The organism is Streptomyces sp. NBC_00887, assembly GCF_045207585.1.
Genome location: NZ_CP108788.1, coordinates 7,006,745 through 7,025,952 on the forward strand (window position 1 = coordinate 7,006,745; position 19,208 = coordinate 7,025,952).

Genomic DNA, 19,208 nt, shown 5'->3' on the forward strand with positions numbered 1-19,208 from the left:
CTGGAATGCGATCCACGGAGAACGAGTGGGCCGGGGGGCCGGCGGCAGCCGGGTGCGACGAGCCGGGCGCGGTACCGGTGCCCGGTGTTGCGCCGGGTGTTGCCGTGCCCGGGGCGGTGCGGGGCCCCGGGCCGGACGAGTCGCCGACGGGGTGCCCGGCGCAGGCCGAGGCGCCCGCGACCGGTGCGCGGGACGTGCCGGGGGATGCGGGCGGGTGGGGCGCGGTGACTGCCGAGCCGTTGCCGACGGGGGTGGGTGCGGGTGTGGGTGTGGTGCCCGGACCCGGCGCGGGCGGGGCGTGGGGGGCCGGCCCAGCCGTCGTCCCCGTCACTGATCAGGCGCTTGCCGTCGAGCCGGACCCGGCTCCGGTTCCGGATCTCGCCCCGGTGGTCGTCGTGGAGGACTCGGGGGCCGTGGTGTCGCAGGATCCGGGGGCGACGGCTGTCGTGGCGGGCCCCGGAGAGGGCGGCCCGACGGACCAAGACCCGGATCTCGGCCTGGATCCCAGGACCGAGACGGAGGCCGAGACCGAGACGGAGACCGAGACCGAGACCGAGACCAAGACCAAGACGGAGACCGAGGTCCGGCACGAACTCCCGCCCGAGACGGTTCCGGGTGCGGTGTTCGGGGTGTCCACCCCGATGAGCCGGAGTGCCGGGGTGAACGGGGCGGTCCTCGCCGACGGCGCGCCGGGGGAGTGGGACCGGATGGGCGACGGCGGTGCAAGGCCCGGGTGGTGGGACTCGGCCCACGCCCCGGAAGGAGCCGAGGACAGCGGGGACCCGGATGTGTGGTGGGGGGCAGGCCGACGGCAGTCCGTCATCGCCAACGAGACGACCGCACCCATCCCCGTACACCTCCTCTTCCGTGACGACGACAGCCACGACGGCCACGACAGCAAGGCCACCGGCATCGGCACCGGCCTCGGTGTCGGTGTCGGTGCCGGCGCCCGTGTCGCGGTGCGACGCCCCGGTGTCCGGCGGCCGCCCGTGCCGCGTTCGCCCCAGGAGCAGGCGCCCACCCGGCCCGCACCCCTCGCCGATCCGAAGCTCGCCGAGCGGCCCGGGCCCGTGCTCCCCGGGTGGACCGCGCTGCTCACGGCGGCGGCGGGAACCGGCGCCGGACTCGCCCTGCTCTGGTGGACCGGCGCACTGCCCACCGCCGTGGCCGGCCGTCTCGGGATCGGCGCCCGCCCGTACGACGGCATCGGTACCGGGAGCTGGGCGCTGCTCGCGCTGCTGGCGACCGTGGTGCTCTTCGCGCTCTGCGGTCTCGGACGCGGCCGGGTCGGGTACGCCTCGGTGCTCACCCTGTTCGGCGAGTACCGGGGGACCGCCCGGCGCACCGGTCTGATCTGGGTCTCCCCGATCCTGCTGCGCCGCCGCGTCGACGTACGGCTGCGGCACTGGCGCAGTGAGCCGCTGCCCGCCGTGGACGCGAGCGGGACCGCCCTGCGCGTCGTCGTCCTCGTCGTCTGGCGGATCAAGGACACCGTGCGGGCCGCGTTCGGTGTCGCGGACCACGAGCAGTACCTGCGGGACCAGGTGGAGGCGGCGCTCGCGCGCGTACTCTCGCAGCTGCCCGCCGACGCCTTCCACGAGGAGACCCGCACCCTGCGCGACGCCGAGACCGTCGGCGACGCGCTGACCCGGATGCTGAAGGCGGACTGCGTGCCGGTGGGCATCGAGGTGTACTCCGCGCAGCCGACCGGGATCGAGTACGCCCCGGAGGTCGCGGCGGCGATGCAGCGGTGCCGGGTGGCGGCCATCGACGCCAAGCACCGGGACGGCGTGCTGACCTCCGTGGTCGACGCGGTGGACGACACCGTCCGGCGGCTGACCTCGCGCGGCATCGTCGAGCTCGATGCCTACGAACACAAGGCCCTGGTCAGGGATCTGACGGTGGCCTTCTACACCGGTCGCAGCTGCGGGGAAGGGGCCTGACGGGCTCCGGGGGCCGGGCGGCGGTGGCCGAAACCGTTCCCACATTGGTCTGGACATGTTCATGCCTCGTCAATAATCTGGGACTTGGTCTAGACCGCACAACTTGCGCGCAGCAAGAGCCCCCGGAACATCCCCCACGTTCTCTAGGAGCGACACAGCATGCGGAAAAGGGCAAGCGCGGCCGTCATCGGCCTTGCGATAGCGGGCGTCTCCATGTTCGCGACCGGCAGTGCCAGTAGCCACGGCTACACGGATTCCCCCATCAGCCGGCAGAAGCTCTGTGCCAACGGCACCGTCACCAACTGCGGAAACATCCAGTGGGAGCCGCAGAGCGTCGAGGGCCCGAAGGGCTTCCCGGCGGCAGGACCGGCGGACGGCAAGATCTGTTCCGGCGGGAACGGTCAGTTCGCCCAGCTCGACGACCCCCGTGGCGGCGCCTGGCCCGCCACCAAGGTCACCGGCGGGCAGGGCTACAGCTTCCGCTGGCAGTTCACCGCACGTCACTCCACGTCCGACTTCCGGTACTACATCACCAAGAACGGCTGGAACTCCAGCCAGCCGCTCACCAGGGCCGCGCTGGAGTCGCAGCCCTTCATGACGGTGCCCTACGGGAACCAGCAGCCCCCGGCCACGCTGACCCACCAGGGCACCATCCCCACCCAGAAGACCGGGAAGCACATCATCCTGGCCGTCTGGAACGTCGCGGACACCACCAACGCGTTCTACGCGTGCTCCGATGTCCAGTTCTGAGGCGTAGCCGGGTAACCGGCAGCACAAAGCGCAGTGGGCGGTCTCCGTTTACGGAAACCGCCCACTGTGTTGTCTGTGCGCCGTCAGGGACTCGAACCCCGGACCCGCTGATTAAGAGTCAGCTGCTCTAACCAACTGAGCTAACGGCGCCTGGTGACTCGAAAATAATACCTGGTCCTCAGGGGTGCTGGTGACACGTGCCCGCGTCACCCCTCGTGGCCCCGTCTCCCACGGCCCGGAGCCGCTCCCGCAGACGAAGTCAGTTTCTTTCGTAAGTGATCTTTATTTTTGCGTAGTTCTTTGTAGGGTGAGTCCCGTGACGAAACGACGACTCTCTCAGGTGGCCGAGTACGCGGGTGTCAGCGAGGCGACGGTCAGCCGTGTCCTCAACGGCAGTCCCGATGTGGCGAGCACGACCCGCGAGGCGGTGCTGAGCGCGCTGGACGTGTGCGGCATCGAGCGCCCGCTCCGCTACCGCGCCGAACGGGCCGCACTGATCGGCCTGGTCGTACCGGATCTGCAGAATCCGATCTTCTCCGCGTTCGCCGAGGCCCTGTGCGGGCTCCTCAACAAGCGAGGGCTCATACCCGTGCTCTGCACCCGGACCGCCGACGGCGTCTCCGAGGCCCACTACATCGAGATGCTGCTCCAGCAGAACATCGGCGGCATCGTGTTCATCGGCGCCAGCTATGCCGACGCCGGCCCGGAACACGGCCGTGTACTGCGGGAACGCAAGGTTCCGATGGTGCTGCTCAACGCTGCGGACGAGAACCTCGGCGTCGCCCAGGTCAGGGTGGACGACGCTCTCGCCGCGGACCAGGCGCTGACCCATCTCGCGGCCCTGGGACACGAACGGATCGGCATGATCCTCGGCCCGGTGGGGCACGTCCCCTCGGCCAGGAAGCTCGCCGGTTTCGCCGCCTTCTGTGCACGCCGGGGTGTCGCCCCGGACGAGTGGCGGCGACGGGTCGCCCATGCGCTGTTCACCATGGAGGGCGGTGCCACCGCGCTGCCCCGGCTGCTGGCCGAAGGGGTCACCGGCATCGTTTGCGCCAGCGACGCACTCGCACTCGGAGCGGTGCGGGGAGCCCGCCGCCAGGGGGTGTCCGTGCCGCGGGACCTCTCCGTGGTGGGCTTCGACGATTCCCCGTTCATGGTGGCCACGGACCCGCCGCTGACCACCGCGCGGCAGCCGATCCTGGCGATGGCCTCGGCGGTGGTCGCCTCGCTCACGACGCAGATCGACGGCCATGCGGGCGCAAACGACCTGATGATGTTCGACACCGAGCTCATCGTCCGGGGCTCCACGGCCGCCCGGCCCCGCTGAGCCGGCGGGGGCTCGCGGGGGAGTCCCTGTCGTGTTTCTCGCGCAAGCCACCGACATTAATTTCTTGCGTAAATGCATTGACTTCTTGCGTAACCGGCTTCTACCTTCAGCGCAGCTCAGTGCTCGGGGTCCGACAGCCCCGCAGTGGACCTCGAGGAAGGCACGATTCGCATGGATGGCATGCCCGGCATCAGCAGACGTCAGGTTCTCGGTTCGGCGACCGCCGTCGCTCTGGCCCTCGCGCTCACGGCCTGCGGCGGCTCCGCTCCCTCGTCCTCCGGTGTGGACAAGAACGGTGTGGTCACGGTCGTCGTGAACGGCATGCCGGCCAAGACGCAGCCGGTCGACCGCAAGAACTTCGCGGAGGACGTCAAGGCGTTCGAGAAGAGCCACCCGAAGATCAAGATCGACGCCCGCGAGGGCCAGATGGACCCCAAGACCTTCGCGGCCAAGCTCGCGGGCGGCCAGCTCGAGGACGTGTACTACGTCTACTTCACCGACCCCGCCGGACTGATCGAACGCCGTCAGGCGGCCGACATCAGCACGTACGTCGGGGACGTGCCGTACTTCAAGGACATCGACCCGGCGCTGATGAAGGTCTTCAAGGACGCCGACGGCAAGACCTACGGCCTTCCCACCGGCAACTACTCGCTGGGCCTGCTCTACAACCGCGCCCTGTTCACGAAGGCCGGACTCGACCCCGACAAGCCCCCGGCCACCTGGGAGGAGGTGCGCACGGCCGCCAAGAAGATCAGTGCCCTCGGTGACGGCACGGTCGGGTACGCCGACTACAGCAAGAACAACCAGGGCGGCTGGCACCTCACCTCGTGGATCTACTCCATGGGCGGCGATGTCGCGAGCAGGCAGGACGGCAGGTGGAAGGCGGCGTTCAACAGCGATGCGGGACGCAGGGCACTCCAGGCGCTGCACGACATGCGCTGGACCGACAGGAGCATGGGCACCCGCCAGCTCCTGGAGATAGCCGACGTCCAGAAGATGATGGGCGCCGGGAAGCTCGGGATGTACATGGCAGGCCCCGACAACATCCCCACCATCGTCAAGCAGTTCGAGCGGGAGTACGAGGAGTACGGCCTGGCGGCACTGCCGGGCAACGCGACCCTCGGTGGCGGCGACGGCTTCATGTTCAACCCGAAGGCATCCCCGGAGAAGATCAGGGCCGGACTCCAGTGGGTCCAGTGGAAGTACCTGAGGAGCCCCGAGCGCGAGGCGGTGGACAGCAAGCGGGCCAAGGCCGACGGCGTCCCCATCGGGCTGCCGCAGCCGAGGCTGTTCGCCGGTGAGACGCAGGCGAAGGTCGACGAGATCCGCGCGGAGTACGCCAACACCCCGGTGGGGAACTACCGGCCGTTCGTCGAACGCAACGCGCAGGTGGAGACCAAGGTCGAGCCGCCCAACGCCCAGCAGCTCTACACGGTCCTCGACGGGGTCATGCAGTCCGTGCTGACCAAGGAGGACGCGGACATCGACGCCCTCCTGGCGGAGGCGGCGAAGAAGGCCGACGTCATCCTCGCCCCGGTGAAGTGACGTGCCCGCCCAGCAGCTCTCCTCCGCCGCGGCGAAGAGCGCCGACGAGGACGCGCCGCCGTCCGCACCCCGGCCCCCGGCCGGCGTGCGGACGGGGGCCGGGGGTCGGACGGGGGCCGGGGCGGGGACGGGGGCCGGGGCGGGAAACTCCCGCCTCGGCCGGGCGGTGCGCGAGAACCTGGTCGCGTACCTCTTCCTGGCCGCCGGAGTCCTCTGCTTCGCGCTCTTCTCCTGGTACCCGATCGTGCGCGGCGTCCTGCTCGGCTTCCAGCAGGTCACCTTCGCCGAACCCGCCCGGTGGGTGGGCCTGGACAACTTCCGGCGCCTGTTCGACGACCCGCTGTTCCTGACCGCCTGGCAGAACACCGGCTACTTCACCCTGCTCGCCCTCGTGTTCGGCTTCGCCGCCCCGTTCGCCACCGCCGTCGTCCTGAACGAACTGCGGCACGGACGCCCGTACCTGCGCATGACCGTCTATCTGCCGGTCATGCTGCCGCCGATCGTCACCATGCTGCTCTGGCGCTGGTTCTACGACCCGGGCCCAGGCCTGTTCAACAGCGCGCTGGAGGTCTTCCACCTGCCGGCCCAGCAGTGGCTGGAGTCGGAGAACCTTGCGATGGTCTCCCTGGTCCTCGTCTCCACCTGGGCCAACATGGGCACCACCACCCTGATCTACCTGGCGGCGCTCGGCGGCATCCCCGGCGAGCTGTACGAGGCGGCCGAGCTCGACGGCGCGTCGATCCGGCAGCGTCTGTGGCACGTCACGATCCCGCAGATGCGCTTCATCCTGATGATCACGCTGCTGCTCCAGATCATCGGCACCATGCAGGTCTTCGTCGAACCCTTCGTCCTCACCGGCGGCGGACCCGACGACGCCACCGTCACCGTGCTCCTGCTCCTCTACCGCTACGCCTTCGTCTACAACGACTTCGGCCTGGCCAGCGCCATGAGCACCCTGCTCTTCGTGGTCCTCGGCCTCTTCTCCGTCGTCTATCTGCGCCTGACCCGGAGCAAGGGCTGAGAGGACTGCTGCCATGGCTGCCGAAACCCCCGTACGCACACTGATCGCACCCGCCGAGATGACCCGGCGCACCGGCAGGCTCCTCTACCGGTTCGTGCTCGTCGCCACCCTGACCGGCTTCACCATCGCCTTCGTCCTCCCGCTCTACTGGATGACGACGGGAGCGGTGAAGTCGTCCTCCGAGCTCGCCGACCCCAACCCCACGCTGTTCCCCGAGAGCTGGCATCCGGAGAGTTACACCGAAGCCTGGACCAACGTCGGGCTCGGCCAGTTCTTCCTCAACACCCTGGTGCTGGCCCTCGGCGCCTGGCTGACCCAGATCCTGGTGGACGTGTCCACCGCGTACGCGCTGTCCAAGCTCCGACCGCTGCTCGGCAACGTCGTCCTCGGCATGATGCTGGCGACGCTCATGCTGCCGGTGTCCGCGCTGCTCGTACCGACGTACCTGACCGTGGTCGACGTGCCGCTCTTCCACGTCAACCTGATCAACACGCCGTTCGCGATATGGCTCCCCGCCGCCGCCAACGCCTTCAACATCTTCATCCTCAAACGGTTCTTCGACCAGATACCCGCCGAACTCCTCGACTCCGCACGGATCGACGGGGCCGGCACGCTCAGGGTCCTGGTCTCGGTGGTCCTCCCGCTGTCCCGGCCGGTGCTCGCCGTCGTGTCGATCTTCGCGGTCGTCGGCGTGTGGAAGGACTTCCTCTGGCCGATGCTCGTCCTCCCCGACGAGGCGAAGCAGCCGATCACCGTGGCACTCAACCGGCTGTCGGAGTTCATGCCGGCCAACCAGCTGCTGGCCGGAATGGTCATGGCGAGCATTCCCCTGCTCGTCCTCTTCCTGATCTTCCAGCGCCACATCATCGCGGGCCTCACCGCGGGCAGCCTCAAGGGCTGACCCGACCCATCCCCCCACAGGAAGGACACCCAGCCGTGTCTCCTGCACCAAGAAAGCGCTCCCACGCCGTACGGTTCATCCTCCCCCTGCTCCTGTCGATGCTCGGCGCCACGCTGTACGGGGCGGCGACGGCGCAGGCGGCCCCCACGACGCTCGAAGCGGAGTCGGCCCGGCTGTCCGGCGGGGCCGCCGTGTCCACCGAACACGGCGGCTACACCGGATCGGGCTTCGTCGGCGGCTTCACCGACACCAACAAGGGCTCCGCCTCGGTGTCCTTCGACGTCACGGCGGCAGCGGCCGGCGGCGGCACCCTCACCCTCCGGTACGCCAACGGCACCACCGCCACGATGACGCTGAGCCTGTACGTCAACGGAGCCAAGGTCCGCCAGGTCGCCCTCCCGGCCACGGCGAACTGGGGAACCTGGGCCACGCGCGAGGAGCCGGTGACCTACGCGAAGGGCGCCAACACCGTCGCCTGGACGTTCACCACCGCCGACAGCGGCAACGTCAACATCGACAACGCCACCGCGGACACTCCGGCCACCCCCACGGACCCCGGCCCCACCACCCTGACCCACCAGGCCGAGGACGCGTTCGTCTCCGGCGGCCCGGCGCGGGCCACCGCGGCCACCGGCTACGAGGGCAGCGCCTACCTCTCCGGCTTCACCACCGCCGGAGCCCGCGCCGTCTTCGCGGTCGACGCCCCGAGCGCCGCCACCTACCCGCTGACCCTGCGCTACCGCACCCCCGACACCACGGCCTCCACCGTCACCCTGCTCGCCAACGGCACCACCGTCCGCCGGTTGACCCTGCCCGGCACCGGCGGCGCCTGGCAGAACGCCGCCACCGACGTCCCCCTGCGCGCCGCGCTCAACCACCTCACCCTGCGCACCGCATCCGGTGACAACGGCACCCTCCAGCTCGACGGCATAGGAGTCACCGGCTCCACGCCCAACAGCACCCGGGGCGCGACCCTCCCGTACACCACGTACGAGGCGGAGAACGGCAGCACCAACGCCACCACCATCGGCCCCGACCGCACCTACCTCACCGTCCCGTCCGAGGCGTCCGGCCGCAGGGCCGTCGTCCTGGACGCCACCGGCGAATACGTGCAGTTCACCCTGACCGAGCCCGCCAACGCACTGACCCTGCGCTACTCCGTCCCGGACAACACCGCGGGCACCGGTATCGACACCACGCTCAGCGTCTACGCCAACGGCACCCAGCTCAGGGACCTGCCCCTCAGCTCCAAGTACAGCTGGGTGTACGGCGGCTACCCCTACAACAACAACCCGTCCCAGGGCTCGGGCCACCACTTCTTCGACGAGACCCGCACCCTCCTGACCGGCGCGCTCCCTGCCGGCACCGTGCTGAAGTTCCAGAAGGACGCGGGCGACACCGCCGCCTCCTACACCCTGGACCTCGTCGAGGCCGAGACCGCGACGGCCGCCCTCGCCATGCCGTCCACCGGCTTCGTCTCCGCGACCACGCTCGGTGTCACCCCGGGCGACTCCACCGACGACACCAACGCCCTCAACTCGGCACTCACCAAAGCCACCTCGCAGGGCAAGGGGCTGTGGCTGCCCGCCGGCACGTACAACATCTCCGGGCACATCAACCTCGCCGGAGCAGACCTGCGCGGCGCCGGCCAGTGGCACACCGTCCTGCGCGGCAGCAACGGCAAGGGCGGGCTCTTCGGACGCGGCGGCACCAGCAACGTCCAGGACCTGATGATCGCCGGTGACGTCTCCTACCGCGACGACGCCACCTTCGACGCCGCGATCGAGGGCGACTTCGGCAAGGGGTCCACACTGACGAACATCTGGATGCAGCACACCAAGGTCGGCCTCTGGATCGACGCCCCCACCGACGGCCTGTACGCCTCCGGACTCCGCATCCGCGACACCTTCGCGGACGGCGTCAACCTCCACAAGGGCACCAAGGCGAGCGAGGTCTCCCAGAGCAGCGTCCGCAACACCGGGGACGACGGGCTCGCGATGTTCTCCGAGGCCCAGGCCGTCACCGACAGCGCGTTCCGGTTCAACACCGTGCAGCTCCCCATGCTCGCCAACACCGTCGGCATCTACGGCGGACACGGCAACCGGGTCGAGGACAACGTCCTCGCCGACACGGTCACCGGCTCCTCCGGCATCGCGATCAGCAGCCGCTTCGCCCCGGTGCCCTTCAGCGGAACGACCTCCGTCCAGCGCAACACCCTGACCCGGACGGGCGGTTACGAACCCAACTGGCAGAGCAAGCTCGGCGCCCTGTGGATCTACGCCGACTCCTCCGACATCACCGCACCCGTCCTCGTCAAGGACAACGAGATCCTCGACAGCACCTACAGCGGCCTCCTCGTCTCCTGGCAGAAGAACGTGGCCGCACTCACCGTCGACGGTCTGAGGATCGACAAGGCCGGTTCCTACGGCATCGAGATCAACTCCGCGGGCGCCGGGACCTTCTCCCGCGTGACCGTGAGCGGCGCGTCCGCGGGCGGCCTGTCCGGTGCAGGCGGCTTCACGATCACCCGGGGTGCCGGCAACGCCGGCTGGTAGCCCGACGACCGGTGCGGGCCCGCCCTGACGCGGGCCCGCACCGCCTTTCACGAACCGAGCAAGGAGTCTCAGTGACCACCCACTGGTGGCGGCACGCCGCGATCTACCAGATCTACGTACGCAGCTTCGCCGACGGCGACGGCGACGGCACCGGCGACCTCGCCGGAGTCCGCAGCCGCCTGCCGTACCTGCGCGAACTCGGCGTCGACGCCCTGTGGTTCACCCCCTGGTACACCTCGCCCATGGCCGACGGCGGCTACGACGTGGCGGACTACCGCGACATCGACCCGCTCTTCGGCACCCTCGCCGAGGCCGAACAGCTCGTCGTCGCGGCCCATGACCACGGGCTGCGCGTCCTGGTCGACCTGGTGCCCAACCACTGCTCCGACCAGCACGTCTGGTTCCGCGACGCGCTCGCGGCGGGCCCGGGATCGCCGGAGCGGGAACGCTTCTGGTTCGTCCCCGGCCGCGGGGAGAGCGGCGAACTGCCGCCCAATGACTGGACCTCCTACTTCGGCGGCAGCGCCTGGACGCGGGTGACGGAGGCGGACGGCAGCGCCGGGTCCTGGTACCTGCACATGTTCGCGCCCGAGCAGCCGGACCTGAACTGGGAACACCCGGAGATTCGGGCCGAGTTCGAGGACATCCTGCGGTTCTGGCTGGACCGGGGCGTCGACGGGTTCCGTATCGACGTGGCCCACGGCCTGGAGAAGAAGCCGGGCCTGCCGGACGTCGGCCCCGACCCGGACGTCACGGACCTGCCCTACCAGGACTGCGACGCGGTCCACGACATCTACCGTTCCTGGCGCAAGATCCTCGACGAGTACGACGGCGAGCGCACGTTCGTCGGCGAGGTCTGGCTGCCGACGCCCGAGCAGTCGGCGCGCTACCTGCGCCCGGACGAGCTCCACTCGGCGTTCAACTTCGACTTCCTGTGCTGTGCGTGGGACGCGGACGCGCTGCGCCGTGTCGTCGAGGAGACCCTCGCCGGTCACGCACCCGTGGCGGCGCCGCCCACCTGGGTGCTCTCCAACCACGACACGATCCGGCACGTCACGCGGTACGGGCGGGCGGACACCTCGTTCGACATGGGGGACAAGCGGCTGCTCGACCCGAGCGATCCGGTCCTGGGCCGCCGCCGGGCGCGGGCGGCGGCACTGCTGACGCTGGCGCTGCCCGGCGGGGTGTACGTGTACCAGGGCGACGAGCTGGGCCTGCCGGAGGTGCAGGACCTGCCGGACGCGCTGATCCAGGACCCCACGTTCGTCCGCTCGGACGGGGCCGACCGGGGGCGCGACGGGTGCCGGATCCCGCTGCCGTGGGGACCGGGCCCCTCGCTGGGCTTCTCACCGGACGGGTCCGCGGCCCCCTGGCTGCCGCAGCCGGAGTCCTGGTCCGCCCTCAGCGTGGCGGCCCAGCACACGGACCCGGAGTCCTTCCTCGCCCTCTACCGTGCCGCGCTGGCGTTGCGCCGCGAACGCCTGGTGCCTCTGCCGGAGTCACTGACGTGGGTGGAGGCGGGCGCGGGGACGGTGTGCTTCGACCGGGGGCCCGGCGGATTCCGCTGCCTGCTGAACGTCTCGGCGGAGCCGGTCGCGCTGCCCCCGGGCGCGGAGGTCCTGCTCGCCAGCGGCCCGCTCGCGGACGGCACCCTGCCCCCGGACACGACGGTGTGGCTGGTCCTCTAGCGCGGGGTTCCGTCCTCAAGGCCGGACGGGCGCGCTTCAAGCCCGTCCGGGCACACTTCAAGCCCGTCCGGCGATTGAGGACAAGAACGATCCCGGGGCGCCCCTGGACCCCGCACCGGACCGGAGATCAGAGCGCCAGCGACAGGAGCACGGGCGCCGCCCGCCGGTTCAGCGTGGCCGCCGCGGACCGCAGCCGGTGCGCGTCCTCGATCGGCAGCGACAGCGCCAGGCACCCCGCCGACGAGCCCGCCGTCAGGGGGACCGCCGCGCACACCGTGCCCACCGCGTACTCCTGCAGATCGAGCATCGGTACCGTCGCCGGCTGGCTGTCCAGCTTGGAGAAGAGCACCTTCTCGCTCGTGATGGTCCGCGAGGTGAGCCGGGCGATCCGGTGCCGCGACAGATGGTCGCGCCGGCCGTTCTGGTCGAGCTGCGTCAGCAGGCACTTGCCGATCGCGCTGGCGTGTGCCGCCGACCGGAAGTCCACCCACTCGTTGACGGCGGGCGTACGGGGTCCGTCGGCCATCTGCGTGACCCGGATCTCCCCGTCGACGTACCGGCTGATGTAGACCGCCGCACCCACCGAGTCCCGCAGCTGCACGAGCGTCTGCTGGAGCTTGGCCTCCAGGGCCTGCCTGCGGGTGGCCACGCCGGAACCGAGCTCGATGAGTGAGGCGCCGATGATGTACGCACCGTCGGCGACCTGCTCGACGTACCCCTCGCGGCGCAGCATCAGGAGCAGGGAGGAGAGGTGGCCGACGGGCAGCCCCGTCTCGCGGGAGATCTGTGCGTCGGTCACACCGCCGCCGTGTGTGGACACGGATTCGAGCACACGCAGGGCGTACTGCACCGAGTGGAACGGCGCCTTCGGCTCGGGCTTCAACGCCACGGTTTCCCCCTACCAGGTTGTGACCGCAAGCTTTTGCCCCACGATAGCCGCCAAGAGGCGCATTCGGATGGGCTGTTGACGAGTTGATGGGTGCGCCCCGGCCCTGTCAGCTGGGGCGCACTCCTCCGGCATATGTCAGAGTCATTGTCGGGGCATCAACAGCAAGGTCACAGGACCGCGTTAAGGAACTCGCGCGTACGTTCGTGCTCCGGATCGGAGAAGATTTTCTCCGGCGTTCCGGACTCCACCACACGGCCCGCGTCGAACATCAGGACCTTCTCCGAGACGTCCCGGGCGAAGTTCATCTCATGGGTCACGCAGAGCATCGTGATGTCGGTGTCCCTCGCGATGTCACCGAGGAGCTCCAGCACGCCCGCCACCAGCTCCGGGTCGAGCGCGGACGTCACCTCGTCGAGCAGCAGGATCTCCGGCTGCATGGCCAGCGCCCGTGCGATGGCGACCCGCTGCTGCTGGCCGCCGGAGAGCTGGGAGGGGTGCGCGTCGGTCTTGCCGGAGAGGCCGACCAGGTCGAGCAGCTCACGGGCCCTGGCCTCCGCCGCGTCCCGGTCCACGCCCAGCACGTTGACGGGCGCCTCGGTGATGTTCTGGAGCACCTTCATGTTCGGGAAGAGATTGAACTGCTGGAACACCATCCCGATCTTCTTCCGGGACTCGCGCAGCTGCTTCTCGCCCGCCGGCTTCAACGAGCCGTTCGGCGTCCGTGTGTGCGACAGGGGTGAGCCGTCCACCCAGATCACGCCGTCGCTGACCTTCTCCAGCGTCATCAGCAGCCGCAGGATGGTGGTCTTGCCGGAGCCGCTCGGCCCGATCAGCGTGACGTGCTCGCCGCGCCGCACGGTGAAGTCCAGCTCGTCGAGGACCACGTGGTCGCCGTACCGCTTGACGACCTTGTCGAAGCGGACCAGCGGTTCGACGCCGGTCGTCCTGGAGTCCGGAGCGGCGTCCGCGGGTTCCTTCAGGGGGGCAGAGTCAGTGGCCAAGGCGCTTCTCCAGCTTTCTCATCAGCAGCGAGGTGGGGTAGCTCGCGACCAGGAAGACCAGTCCCGCGAGCGTGAACGCCTCGGTGTACGCGAAGTGGTCGGCCCCGTACTTACGGGCCTCGAAGACCATTTCCTGCACCGTGATCACGGCGAGGAAGGGGGTCTCCTTGAACATCGAGATCGCGTAGTTGCCGAGGGCGGGCAGTACGTTGCGCACCGCCTGCGGCAGGATCACGGCCTGCCAGGTCCGCCGGGGAGTCATGGAGAGTGCCCGGCAGGCCTCCCACTGCCCCCTGGGCACACCGTCGATCCCTGCCCGGTACACCTCCGAGGTGTACGTGGCGTAGTGGACGCCCAGTACCACGATGCCTATGGTCAGCGGCTCCACCGACGTGAAGAGGGCTGCGGCGCCGACCAGTTGGACCAGCAGCGGGGTGGAGCGGATGAACTCCATCAGCGCCTTCACGGGCACGGTCACGAGGCGGGACGGGGCCCGCCCGGCGATCGCGATCAGCAGACCGAGCACCGCTGCCACGAGTGTGCCGAGCACGGTCGCGAGGAGGGTGACCCTGAACCCTTCGAGCAGCAGGGGCAGGGCGTCCCCGACGGCATCCCGGTCGAACGCGGTCACCGGGTACCTCCGACGGTCGTGGCGGATTCCGCGCTGCGCGTCCTGAGCAGGCTTCCCGCGCCGGTGTGCAGACCGAGCCGCCGCTTGGCGCTCCGCTCCAGCAGGTTCATCAGCAGGGTCAGTGCGTAGGCGAGGACGAAGTAGACGGCCAGCAGCGTGAGGTACGCGGTGAGGGTCTCACCGGTGCGGTCGCGGATCTGCTGGATCACGGTCATCAGGTCGGCCGCGGAGATCAGCCACAGCAGCGGGGTGCACTTCAGCAGCTGGATCAGCAGGTTGGTGAAGGAGGGGATCATCTGCACCCAGGCCTGCGGCAGGATCACCTTCCGCATCCGGTGCGTGGGGCTCATGTTCAGTGCCACGGCGGCCTCGTACTGGGCGCGGGGAACGGAGTTGATCGCGCCGCGCACGATCTCGGAGCCGTACGCGCCGTAGTTCAGCCCGAAGGCGACGATCCCGCAGAGCAGAGGCGTCAGTTCGTACCCGGTGAGCTGCGGCATCGCGTAGTAGAGCCAGAACAGCTGGATGTAGAGCGAGGTGCCGCGGAAGAACTCCACGACGATCCGGGAGACACCGCGCACCGGGAGCAGCTTGCTGCCCGCAGCCAGGCCGAGGACGAACGACAGGAGCAGGGCCAGCAGGGAGCCCAGGACCGTGGCCTCGAGCGTCACCCACAGGCCCGCTCTGATCTGGGGCAGCTCATCGAGGAATGTGGAGAAGAAGTCACTCATACGGTGTGGTCCGCCCCGTCAGCCCTTGCACAGATCGGCGGTCTTCAGGGTGGCCGGCGGGATCTCCGTGGCCCCGAAGCCGTACTCCTGCAGCAGGCTCACATAACGTGACCTGTCCGAGACGATCTTCTTGAGCTCACGGTTGAAGGAGTCCCGCAGGTCCTCGTTGCCCTGGCGGAAGACCGCGCCGCCCGGGGAGAACTGCTGCTTCCCGTCCAGTTCCGGCACGAAGGCCTCGGTGACCTCGGTGTCCGGGTTGGTCTTCGCGAGCCAGCGCAGGGAGATGCCGGTGAGCAGGAACGCGTCGATCCGGCCGCCCTTGACGGCGTCGGCGCCGTCCTGCGGCTTCTGCAGTGTCTTGATCTTCCCCTCGGGGATGCCCGCGCCCTCGGCGTACGAGCCCTCGACCGCACCGGACATCACGCCGACGGTGACTCCGGCGGCCTTCGCGGACGCCAGGTCGGTGAGCTTCTTCGGGTTGCCCTTCCTCACCATCAGAGCGGTGGGGGAGATGAACTCCGGTTCGGAGAAGATGGCGTTGGCGCAGCGCTCGGGAGTGATGGCCATGCCCGCGCTGACCACGTCGTACTTCCCGGCCTGCAGGCCGGGGATCAGGCCGTCCCACTCCGAGAGGGTGGGCTTCAGCTCGTCGACGCCGAGTGCCTTGAATATCTCCCGGTGCAAGGTCGGGGCCTCGCCCTTGAGTTCCTTGCCCTTCAGGTAGCCGTACGGGGCCTCATTGGCGTACGCGACCCGGACGAAACCCTGCTTGCGGAGCTTGTCGAGCGCGCCCTCGCCCTCCACGGAGCCGGCATCGGTCTTGCTGCACGCGGAGAGGAGACCGGGAACGACGAGCAGTCCGCCCACGGCTGCCGATCGGTTGAGGAAACCCCGGCGGGACAGGTTCGGGAAGTCAGCCATGGTTCGCAATCTCCTGGAGGGGTCGCACAGTCCGGACAGGGTGAGCGCCTGCCCGATCCCGTACGTCTATGCAGGAAGCGCTGCCATGCAACCGAAAAGTGGCCGGAGGGTGACCTTCCCGTGTCTCGTCGCGGGCGGAGCGCGACGGTGGGAATGCGGGGCGTACTCCCCGGGGGAGGTCTGCCCCGTGACTGCCGTCATGCGGGCATGTCCTCGGAAGGGACGTAACCGCGTTGTATGTCCACGATGTTCGGCAACGGCTCCCCGGCCGCCCACCGTTCGTACATCGAGACGAACTGTTCGGCCAGCCGGTCCCGCCAGCCGGCCGTGTCCCCGCTCATGTGCGGGGAGACGATCAGCTCCGGTACGTCCCACAGCGGGCTCTCCCGGTCCAGCGGTTCCTCCTGGAACACGTCGAGCGCCGCACCCGCGATCCAGCGCCTGCGCAGCGCCTCGGCCAGGTCCTCCTCGACGACCAGCGGCCCGCGTCCCACGTTGATGAACCGGGCGGAGGGCTGGAGGAGTCCGAAGAACCGCGCGTCGAACATGCCGTGCGTCGACGCTGTCAGCGGAGCCGCGCAGATCACCCAGTCGGCACCGGCCGCGAGCCGGTCGAGGTCCTCGACGCCGTGGATCGTGCGCCGTGCCGTACGCCCCACGAGCGCCACCTGGACACCGAGCCCGTGCAGCAGCCGCATGATCTCCCGGCCGACCGGGCCGGCGCCTACGACGACCGCACGGCTGCCGGCGAGCCGGCGGGTCTCACGGTGGCGCCACTGCCGCGCACGCTGGAGCTCCAGCGTGCGCGGGAGGTCCTTCGCGAACGCGAGCACGAGACCCGCCACGTACTCCGCGATCGGAAGCTCGAAGACGCCCCGCGCGTTCGTGACGACGGTGGGGGACGCGGCCAGCTCGGGGCAGAGGAGCCGGTCGACGCCGGCGCTCGCCGTGTGCACCCAGCGGGGCCGCGGCCCCGCGCCCGGCCAGGCCTCGCGCACGGCGTCGGAGGTGAAGTCCCAGACGAGCAGCACATCCGCGTCCGGCAGCTGCCGGACGAGGCTGCGCCCGTCGGCGTACCGGATGCGCGCCCGACCGGTGAGCCGGCCCAGGCGCGGCGCCGGGGCGGCGTCAAGGACGAGGATCAGAGGCTGGGGCATCAGGATCAACCACGCTCGCACCCGGCCGCCCCGCCGTCAACAGGACAACGAAAGCCGCAGGTCAGCCCTGTTGCGGGCGCCGTTGTGCGGTCATTGGAGGAATACTTGTCCCAGGCGGGGGCAGCGGTTTCAGGGCGCGCCCGAGAGGCGGCAGCAGGACATCCGGACGCACCGGAAGGATGGACATGACGACCGTAGGACTTCTCTACCCGGGCTACGCCGCGGAGGACGACTTCCCGCGGACCGAGATCATGCTCGACAGCGACATCAGAGTGCCGCTGTTCCACACGGACATCGACGAGGACTCCCGCAGTACCGACTCCCTGCGCGGGGCGGGCACGCCCGAGCGCCTGGCCGCCGGAGTCGAGGAACTGCGGCTGGCGGGAGCCGAATCGCTGATCTGGGCCTGCACCGGCGGCAGCTTCGCCTACGGGTGGGACGGGGCCCACGAACAGGTGGCGACCCTCGCCAGGACGGCGGGACTGCCCGCGTCCAGCACGTCCCTCGCCTTCACCCACGCCGTGGGGGAGCTGGGGGCCACCAGGGTCGCGGTCGCGGCGACGTACCCCGAGGACGTGGCCGCGCTCTTCGCGGACTTCCTCGGGTCCGCCGGCATCGAAGTGGCGGCGACCCGGGGCAACGGCATCATCAGCGCCGCCGAGGCCGCCACCGTGGGCCTGGAGCGGGTGAAGGAACTGGCCGTGGCCGGGGACCATCCCGACGCCGAGGTGGTGCTGCTCCCGGACAACGCGCTGCACACCACGGCCCACATCCCCGAGCTGGAGGAACTCGTCGGAAAGCCGGTCCTCACGGCGAACCAGGTCGCGGTCTGGGAGGGTCTCCGGCTGGCCGACCGCCGGGTCTGGGCGCCGACGCTCGGCACGCTCTTCGCCACCCGTGAGCCCCCGCTCGGGGCCGCCGAGCACCGGGGCATCGAGGTGCGGGAGTGAGTCGCGGGGGAGCGGCGGGGGAATAAGCGGAGCCATCCTCCTGTTCGTACCTCCCGATACGCACAGAAGTACCGGGAGAGGTCGAACACGTGGATGAGAACCAAGGCGACGAGATTCGCGGCACCGCAGGCGGAACGGCCTCCGTGCCCCTCTCCGTGCTCGACCTGGTGACCGTGGGCCAGGGCCGGACAGCGACCCAGGCCCTGCGCACCGGCGTCGACATCGCCAGGCTCGCCGAGAGCCGCGGCTTCCACCGCTACTGGGTGGCGGAGCACCACTCCATGCCGGGTGTGGCCTCGTCGTCCCCGGCCGTCATCCTCGCGCACCTGGCCGCCCACACCGAGCGCATCAGGCTCGGCTCCGGCGGCGTGATGCTGCCCAACCACGCACCCCTGGTCATCGCCGAGCAGTTCGGCACCCTGGAGGCGATGGCCCCCGGCCGCGTCGACCTCGGCCTCGGCCGTGCCCCCGGCACCGACGGCGCCACGGCAGCGGCGCTGCGCCGCACCGAGCGTCTCAACGAGGGGGCCGAAGACTTCCCGCAGCAGCTCGCCGAGCTGACCCGGTTCCTGGACGACGACTTCCCGGACGGGCACCCCTACGCCCGTATCCACGCGGTCCCCGGACCGGTGCAGGCCACCTCGGACGGCGGCGTCCAGTCCGCGGCCCGTCCCCCGATCTGGCTGCTGGGCTCCTCCGGCTTCAGCGCCCGGCTGGCCGGCGTCCTCGGCCTGCCCTTCGCGTTCGCCCACCACTTCTCGGCCCAGAACACCGTGCCGGCCCTCGACCTGTACCGGGAGTCGTTCAAGCCGTCCGCGGTGCTCGACGCCCCGTACGCCCTGATCGGCGTCGCCGCCCTGGCCGCCGACGAGGAGCGCGAGGCCCGCCGCCAGGTCCTGACCGGGGCCCTGTCGATGCTGCGCCTGCGCTCCGGCCGTCCCGGCCTCGTCCCGACGCCCGAAGAGGCGGAGGCGTACGCCTTCAGCCCGATGGAGCGCGAGTTCGTCGACAGCTGGCTCGTCAACATCGTCCACGGCACCGCGGACGAGGTCCGCGCGGGCCTCGACGACCTGGCCAAGCGCACCGGCGCCGACGAACTGATGATCACTGCCAACGCCCACAGCGGCGAGGCCCGGCTGCGGTCCTACGAGCTGATCGCGGACGCGTACGGCCTGCCCGTCCTCGGCTGACGAGGTCC

Annotated in this window: 16 protein-coding genes and 1 tRNA gene; 10 read left to right on the forward strand and 7 right to left on the reverse strand. The window is 70.1% G+C overall.

What is annotated here, in order from left to right; all coding sequences use genetic code 11:
• The first annotated feature begins 5 nt into the window (after positions 1–5).
• Together OG844_RS32005 and OG844_RS32010 are read left to right on the forward strand one after the other, a co-directional pair.
• Positions 6–1,943: an SPFH domain-containing protein gene (locus OG844_RS32005; RefSeq protein ID WP_406394976.1), complete on the forward strand. Its 1,938-nt coding sequence runs from the start codon at positions 6–8 to the stop codon at positions 1,941–1,943.
• 159 nt (positions 1,944–2,102) lie between these two features.
• A complete protein-coding gene (locus tag OG844_RS32010; protein WP_406394978.1) occupies positions 2,103–2,693 on the forward strand; it encodes a lytic polysaccharide monooxygenase in 591 nt (196 codons plus the stop codon).
• 76 nt (positions 2,694–2,769) lie between these two features.
• Here the strand turns inward: OG844_RS32010 and OG844_RS32015 are convergent.
• Positions 2,770–2,843, reverse strand: a tRNA-Lys gene (locus tag OG844_RS32015).
• Between the two features lie 166 nt (positions 2,844–3,009).
• Here OG844_RS32015 and OG844_RS32020 point away from each other — a divergent pair.
• From OG844_RS32020 to OG844_RS32045, 6 genes are all read left to right on the forward strand, one after another.
• Positions 3,010–4,020, forward strand: a complete 1,011-nt coding sequence (locus OG844_RS32020) for a LacI family DNA-binding transcriptional regulator (protein ID WP_406394980.1) — start codon at positions 3,010–3,012, stop codon at positions 4,018–4,020.
• Between the two features lie 171 nt (positions 4,021–4,191).
• On the forward strand, positions 4,192–5,565 hold the full coding sequence (locus OG844_RS32025; RefSeq protein WP_406394981.1) for an extracellular solute-binding protein: 1,374 nt from the start codon (positions 4,192–4,194) through the stop codon (positions 5,563–5,565).
• Between the two features lies 1 nt (position 5,566).
• Entirely contained in the window at positions 5,567–6,586 is a 1,020-nt protein-coding gene (locus OG844_RS32030; RefSeq protein ID WP_406394982.1) for a carbohydrate ABC transporter permease, read from the forward strand.
• Positions 6,587–6,599: 13 nt separating this feature from the next.
• Positions 6,600–7,487, forward strand: a complete 888-nt coding sequence (locus tag OG844_RS32035; RefSeq protein WP_406394984.1) for a carbohydrate ABC transporter permease — start codon at positions 6,600–6,602, stop codon at positions 7,485–7,487.
• A gap of 35 nt (positions 7,488–7,522) precedes the next feature.
• The gene (locus tag OG844_RS32040; protein WP_406394985.1) at positions 7,523–10,042 is read left to right on the forward strand and encodes a CBM35 domain-containing protein; all 2,520 of its coding nucleotides are present in this window, start codon (positions 7,523–7,525) and stop codon (positions 10,040–10,042) included.
• A gap of 71 nt (positions 10,043–10,113) precedes the next feature.
• The gene (locus OG844_RS32045) at positions 10,114–11,730 is read left to right on the forward strand and encodes a glycoside hydrolase family 13 protein (protein ID WP_406394986.1); all 1,617 of its coding nucleotides are present in this window, start codon (positions 10,114–10,116) and stop codon (positions 11,728–11,730) included.
• Between the two features lie 127 nt (positions 11,731–11,857).
• Here OG844_RS32045 and OG844_RS32050 read toward each other — a convergent pair whose 3' ends face one another.
• From OG844_RS32050 to OG844_RS32075, 6 genes are all read right to left on the reverse strand, one after another.
• Positions 11,858–12,619 (reverse strand): IclR family transcriptional regulator, encoded by a 762-nt coding sequence (locus OG844_RS32050; protein ID WP_406394987.1) that lies wholly within the window; start codon positions 12,617–12,619, stop codon positions 11,858–11,860.
• A 167-nt stretch (positions 12,620–12,786) separates the two neighbouring features.
• On the reverse strand, positions 12,787–13,620 hold the full coding sequence (gene ehuA, locus OG844_RS32055) for an ectoine/hydroxyectoine ABC transporter ATP-binding protein EhuA (protein ID WP_406394988.1): 834 nt from the start codon (positions 13,618–13,620) through the stop codon (positions 12,787–12,789).
• On the reverse strand, positions 13,610–14,251 hold the full coding sequence (ehuD, locus tag OG844_RS32060; protein WP_406394989.1) for an ectoine/hydroxyectoine ABC transporter permease subunit EhuD: 642 nt from the start codon (positions 14,249–14,251) through the stop codon (positions 13,610–13,612). The genes ehuA and ehuD overlap by 11 nt, the downstream gene beginning before the upstream one ends.
• Positions 14,248–14,982 (reverse strand): ectoine/hydroxyectoine ABC transporter permease subunit EhuC, encoded by a 735-nt coding sequence (gene ehuC / locus OG844_RS32065; protein ID WP_406394990.1) that lies wholly within the window; start codon positions 14,980–14,982, stop codon positions 14,248–14,250. Before ehuC ends, ehuD begins: the two co-directional genes overlap by 4 nt.
• 18 nt (positions 14,983–15,000) lie before the next feature.
• Positions 15,001–15,903, reverse strand: coding sequence for an ectoine/hydroxyectoine ABC transporter substrate-binding protein EhuB (gene ehuB / locus OG844_RS32070; protein WP_406394991.1), 903 nt, complete (start codon positions 15,901–15,903; stop codon positions 15,001–15,003).
• 197 nt (positions 15,904–16,100) lie between these two features.
• Positions 16,101–17,060 (reverse strand): D-2-hydroxyacid dehydrogenase, encoded by a 960-nt coding sequence (locus OG844_RS32075; RefSeq protein ID WP_406394992.1) that lies wholly within the window; start codon positions 17,058–17,060, stop codon positions 16,101–16,103.
• A 185-nt stretch (positions 17,061–17,245) separates the two neighbouring features.
• Between OG844_RS32075 and OG844_RS32080 the strand changes: the two genes are divergently transcribed.
• Complete coding sequence (locus OG844_RS32080) at positions 17,246–18,010, forward strand: decarboxylase (protein WP_406394993.1); 765 nt, start codon at positions 17,246–17,248, stop codon at positions 18,008–18,010.
• Between the two features lie 89 nt (positions 18,011–18,099).
• On the forward strand, positions 18,100–19,200 hold the full coding sequence (locus OG844_RS32085; RefSeq protein ID WP_406394995.1) for an LLM class flavin-dependent oxidoreductase: 1,101 nt from the start codon (positions 18,100–18,102) through the stop codon (positions 19,198–19,200).
• Positions 19,201–19,208: the final 8 nt, after the last annotated feature.

What these genes read in the sequence shown, in the direction of transcription:
- OG844_RS32035 (WP_406394984.1), top strand. Translation starts at nt 6,600, where the DNA reads ATGGCTGCCGAAACCCCCGTACGCACACTGATCGCACCCGCCGAGATG.
- OG844_RS32005 (WP_406394976.1), top strand. Translation starts at nt 6, where the DNA reads ATGCGATCCACGGAGAACGAGTGGGCCGGGGGGCCGGCGGCAGCCGGG.
- OG844_RS32075 (WP_406394992.1), bottom strand. Translation starts at nt 17,060, where the DNA reads ATGCCCCAGCCTCTGATCCTCGTCCTTGACGCCGCCCCGGCGCCGCGC.
- OG844_RS32080 (WP_406394993.1), top strand. Translation starts at nt 17,246, where the DNA reads ATGACGACCGTAGGACTTCTCTACCCGGGCTACGCCGCGGAGGACGAC.
- ehuC (WP_406394990.1), bottom strand. Translation starts at nt 14,982, where the DNA reads ATGAGTGACTTCTTCTCCACATTCCTCGATGAGCTGCCCCAGATCAGA.
- ehuB (WP_406394991.1), bottom strand. Translation starts at nt 15,903, where the DNA reads ATGGCTGACTTCCCGAACCTGTCCCGCCGGGGTTTCCTCAACCGATCG.
- OG844_RS32010 (WP_406394978.1), top strand. Translation starts at nt 2,103, where the DNA reads ATGCGGAAAAGGGCAAGCGCGGCCGTCATCGGCCTTGCGATAGCGGGC.
- OG844_RS32025 (WP_406394981.1), top strand. Translation starts at nt 4,192, where the DNA reads ATGGATGGCATGCCCGGCATCAGCAGACGTCAGGTTCTCGGTTCGGCG.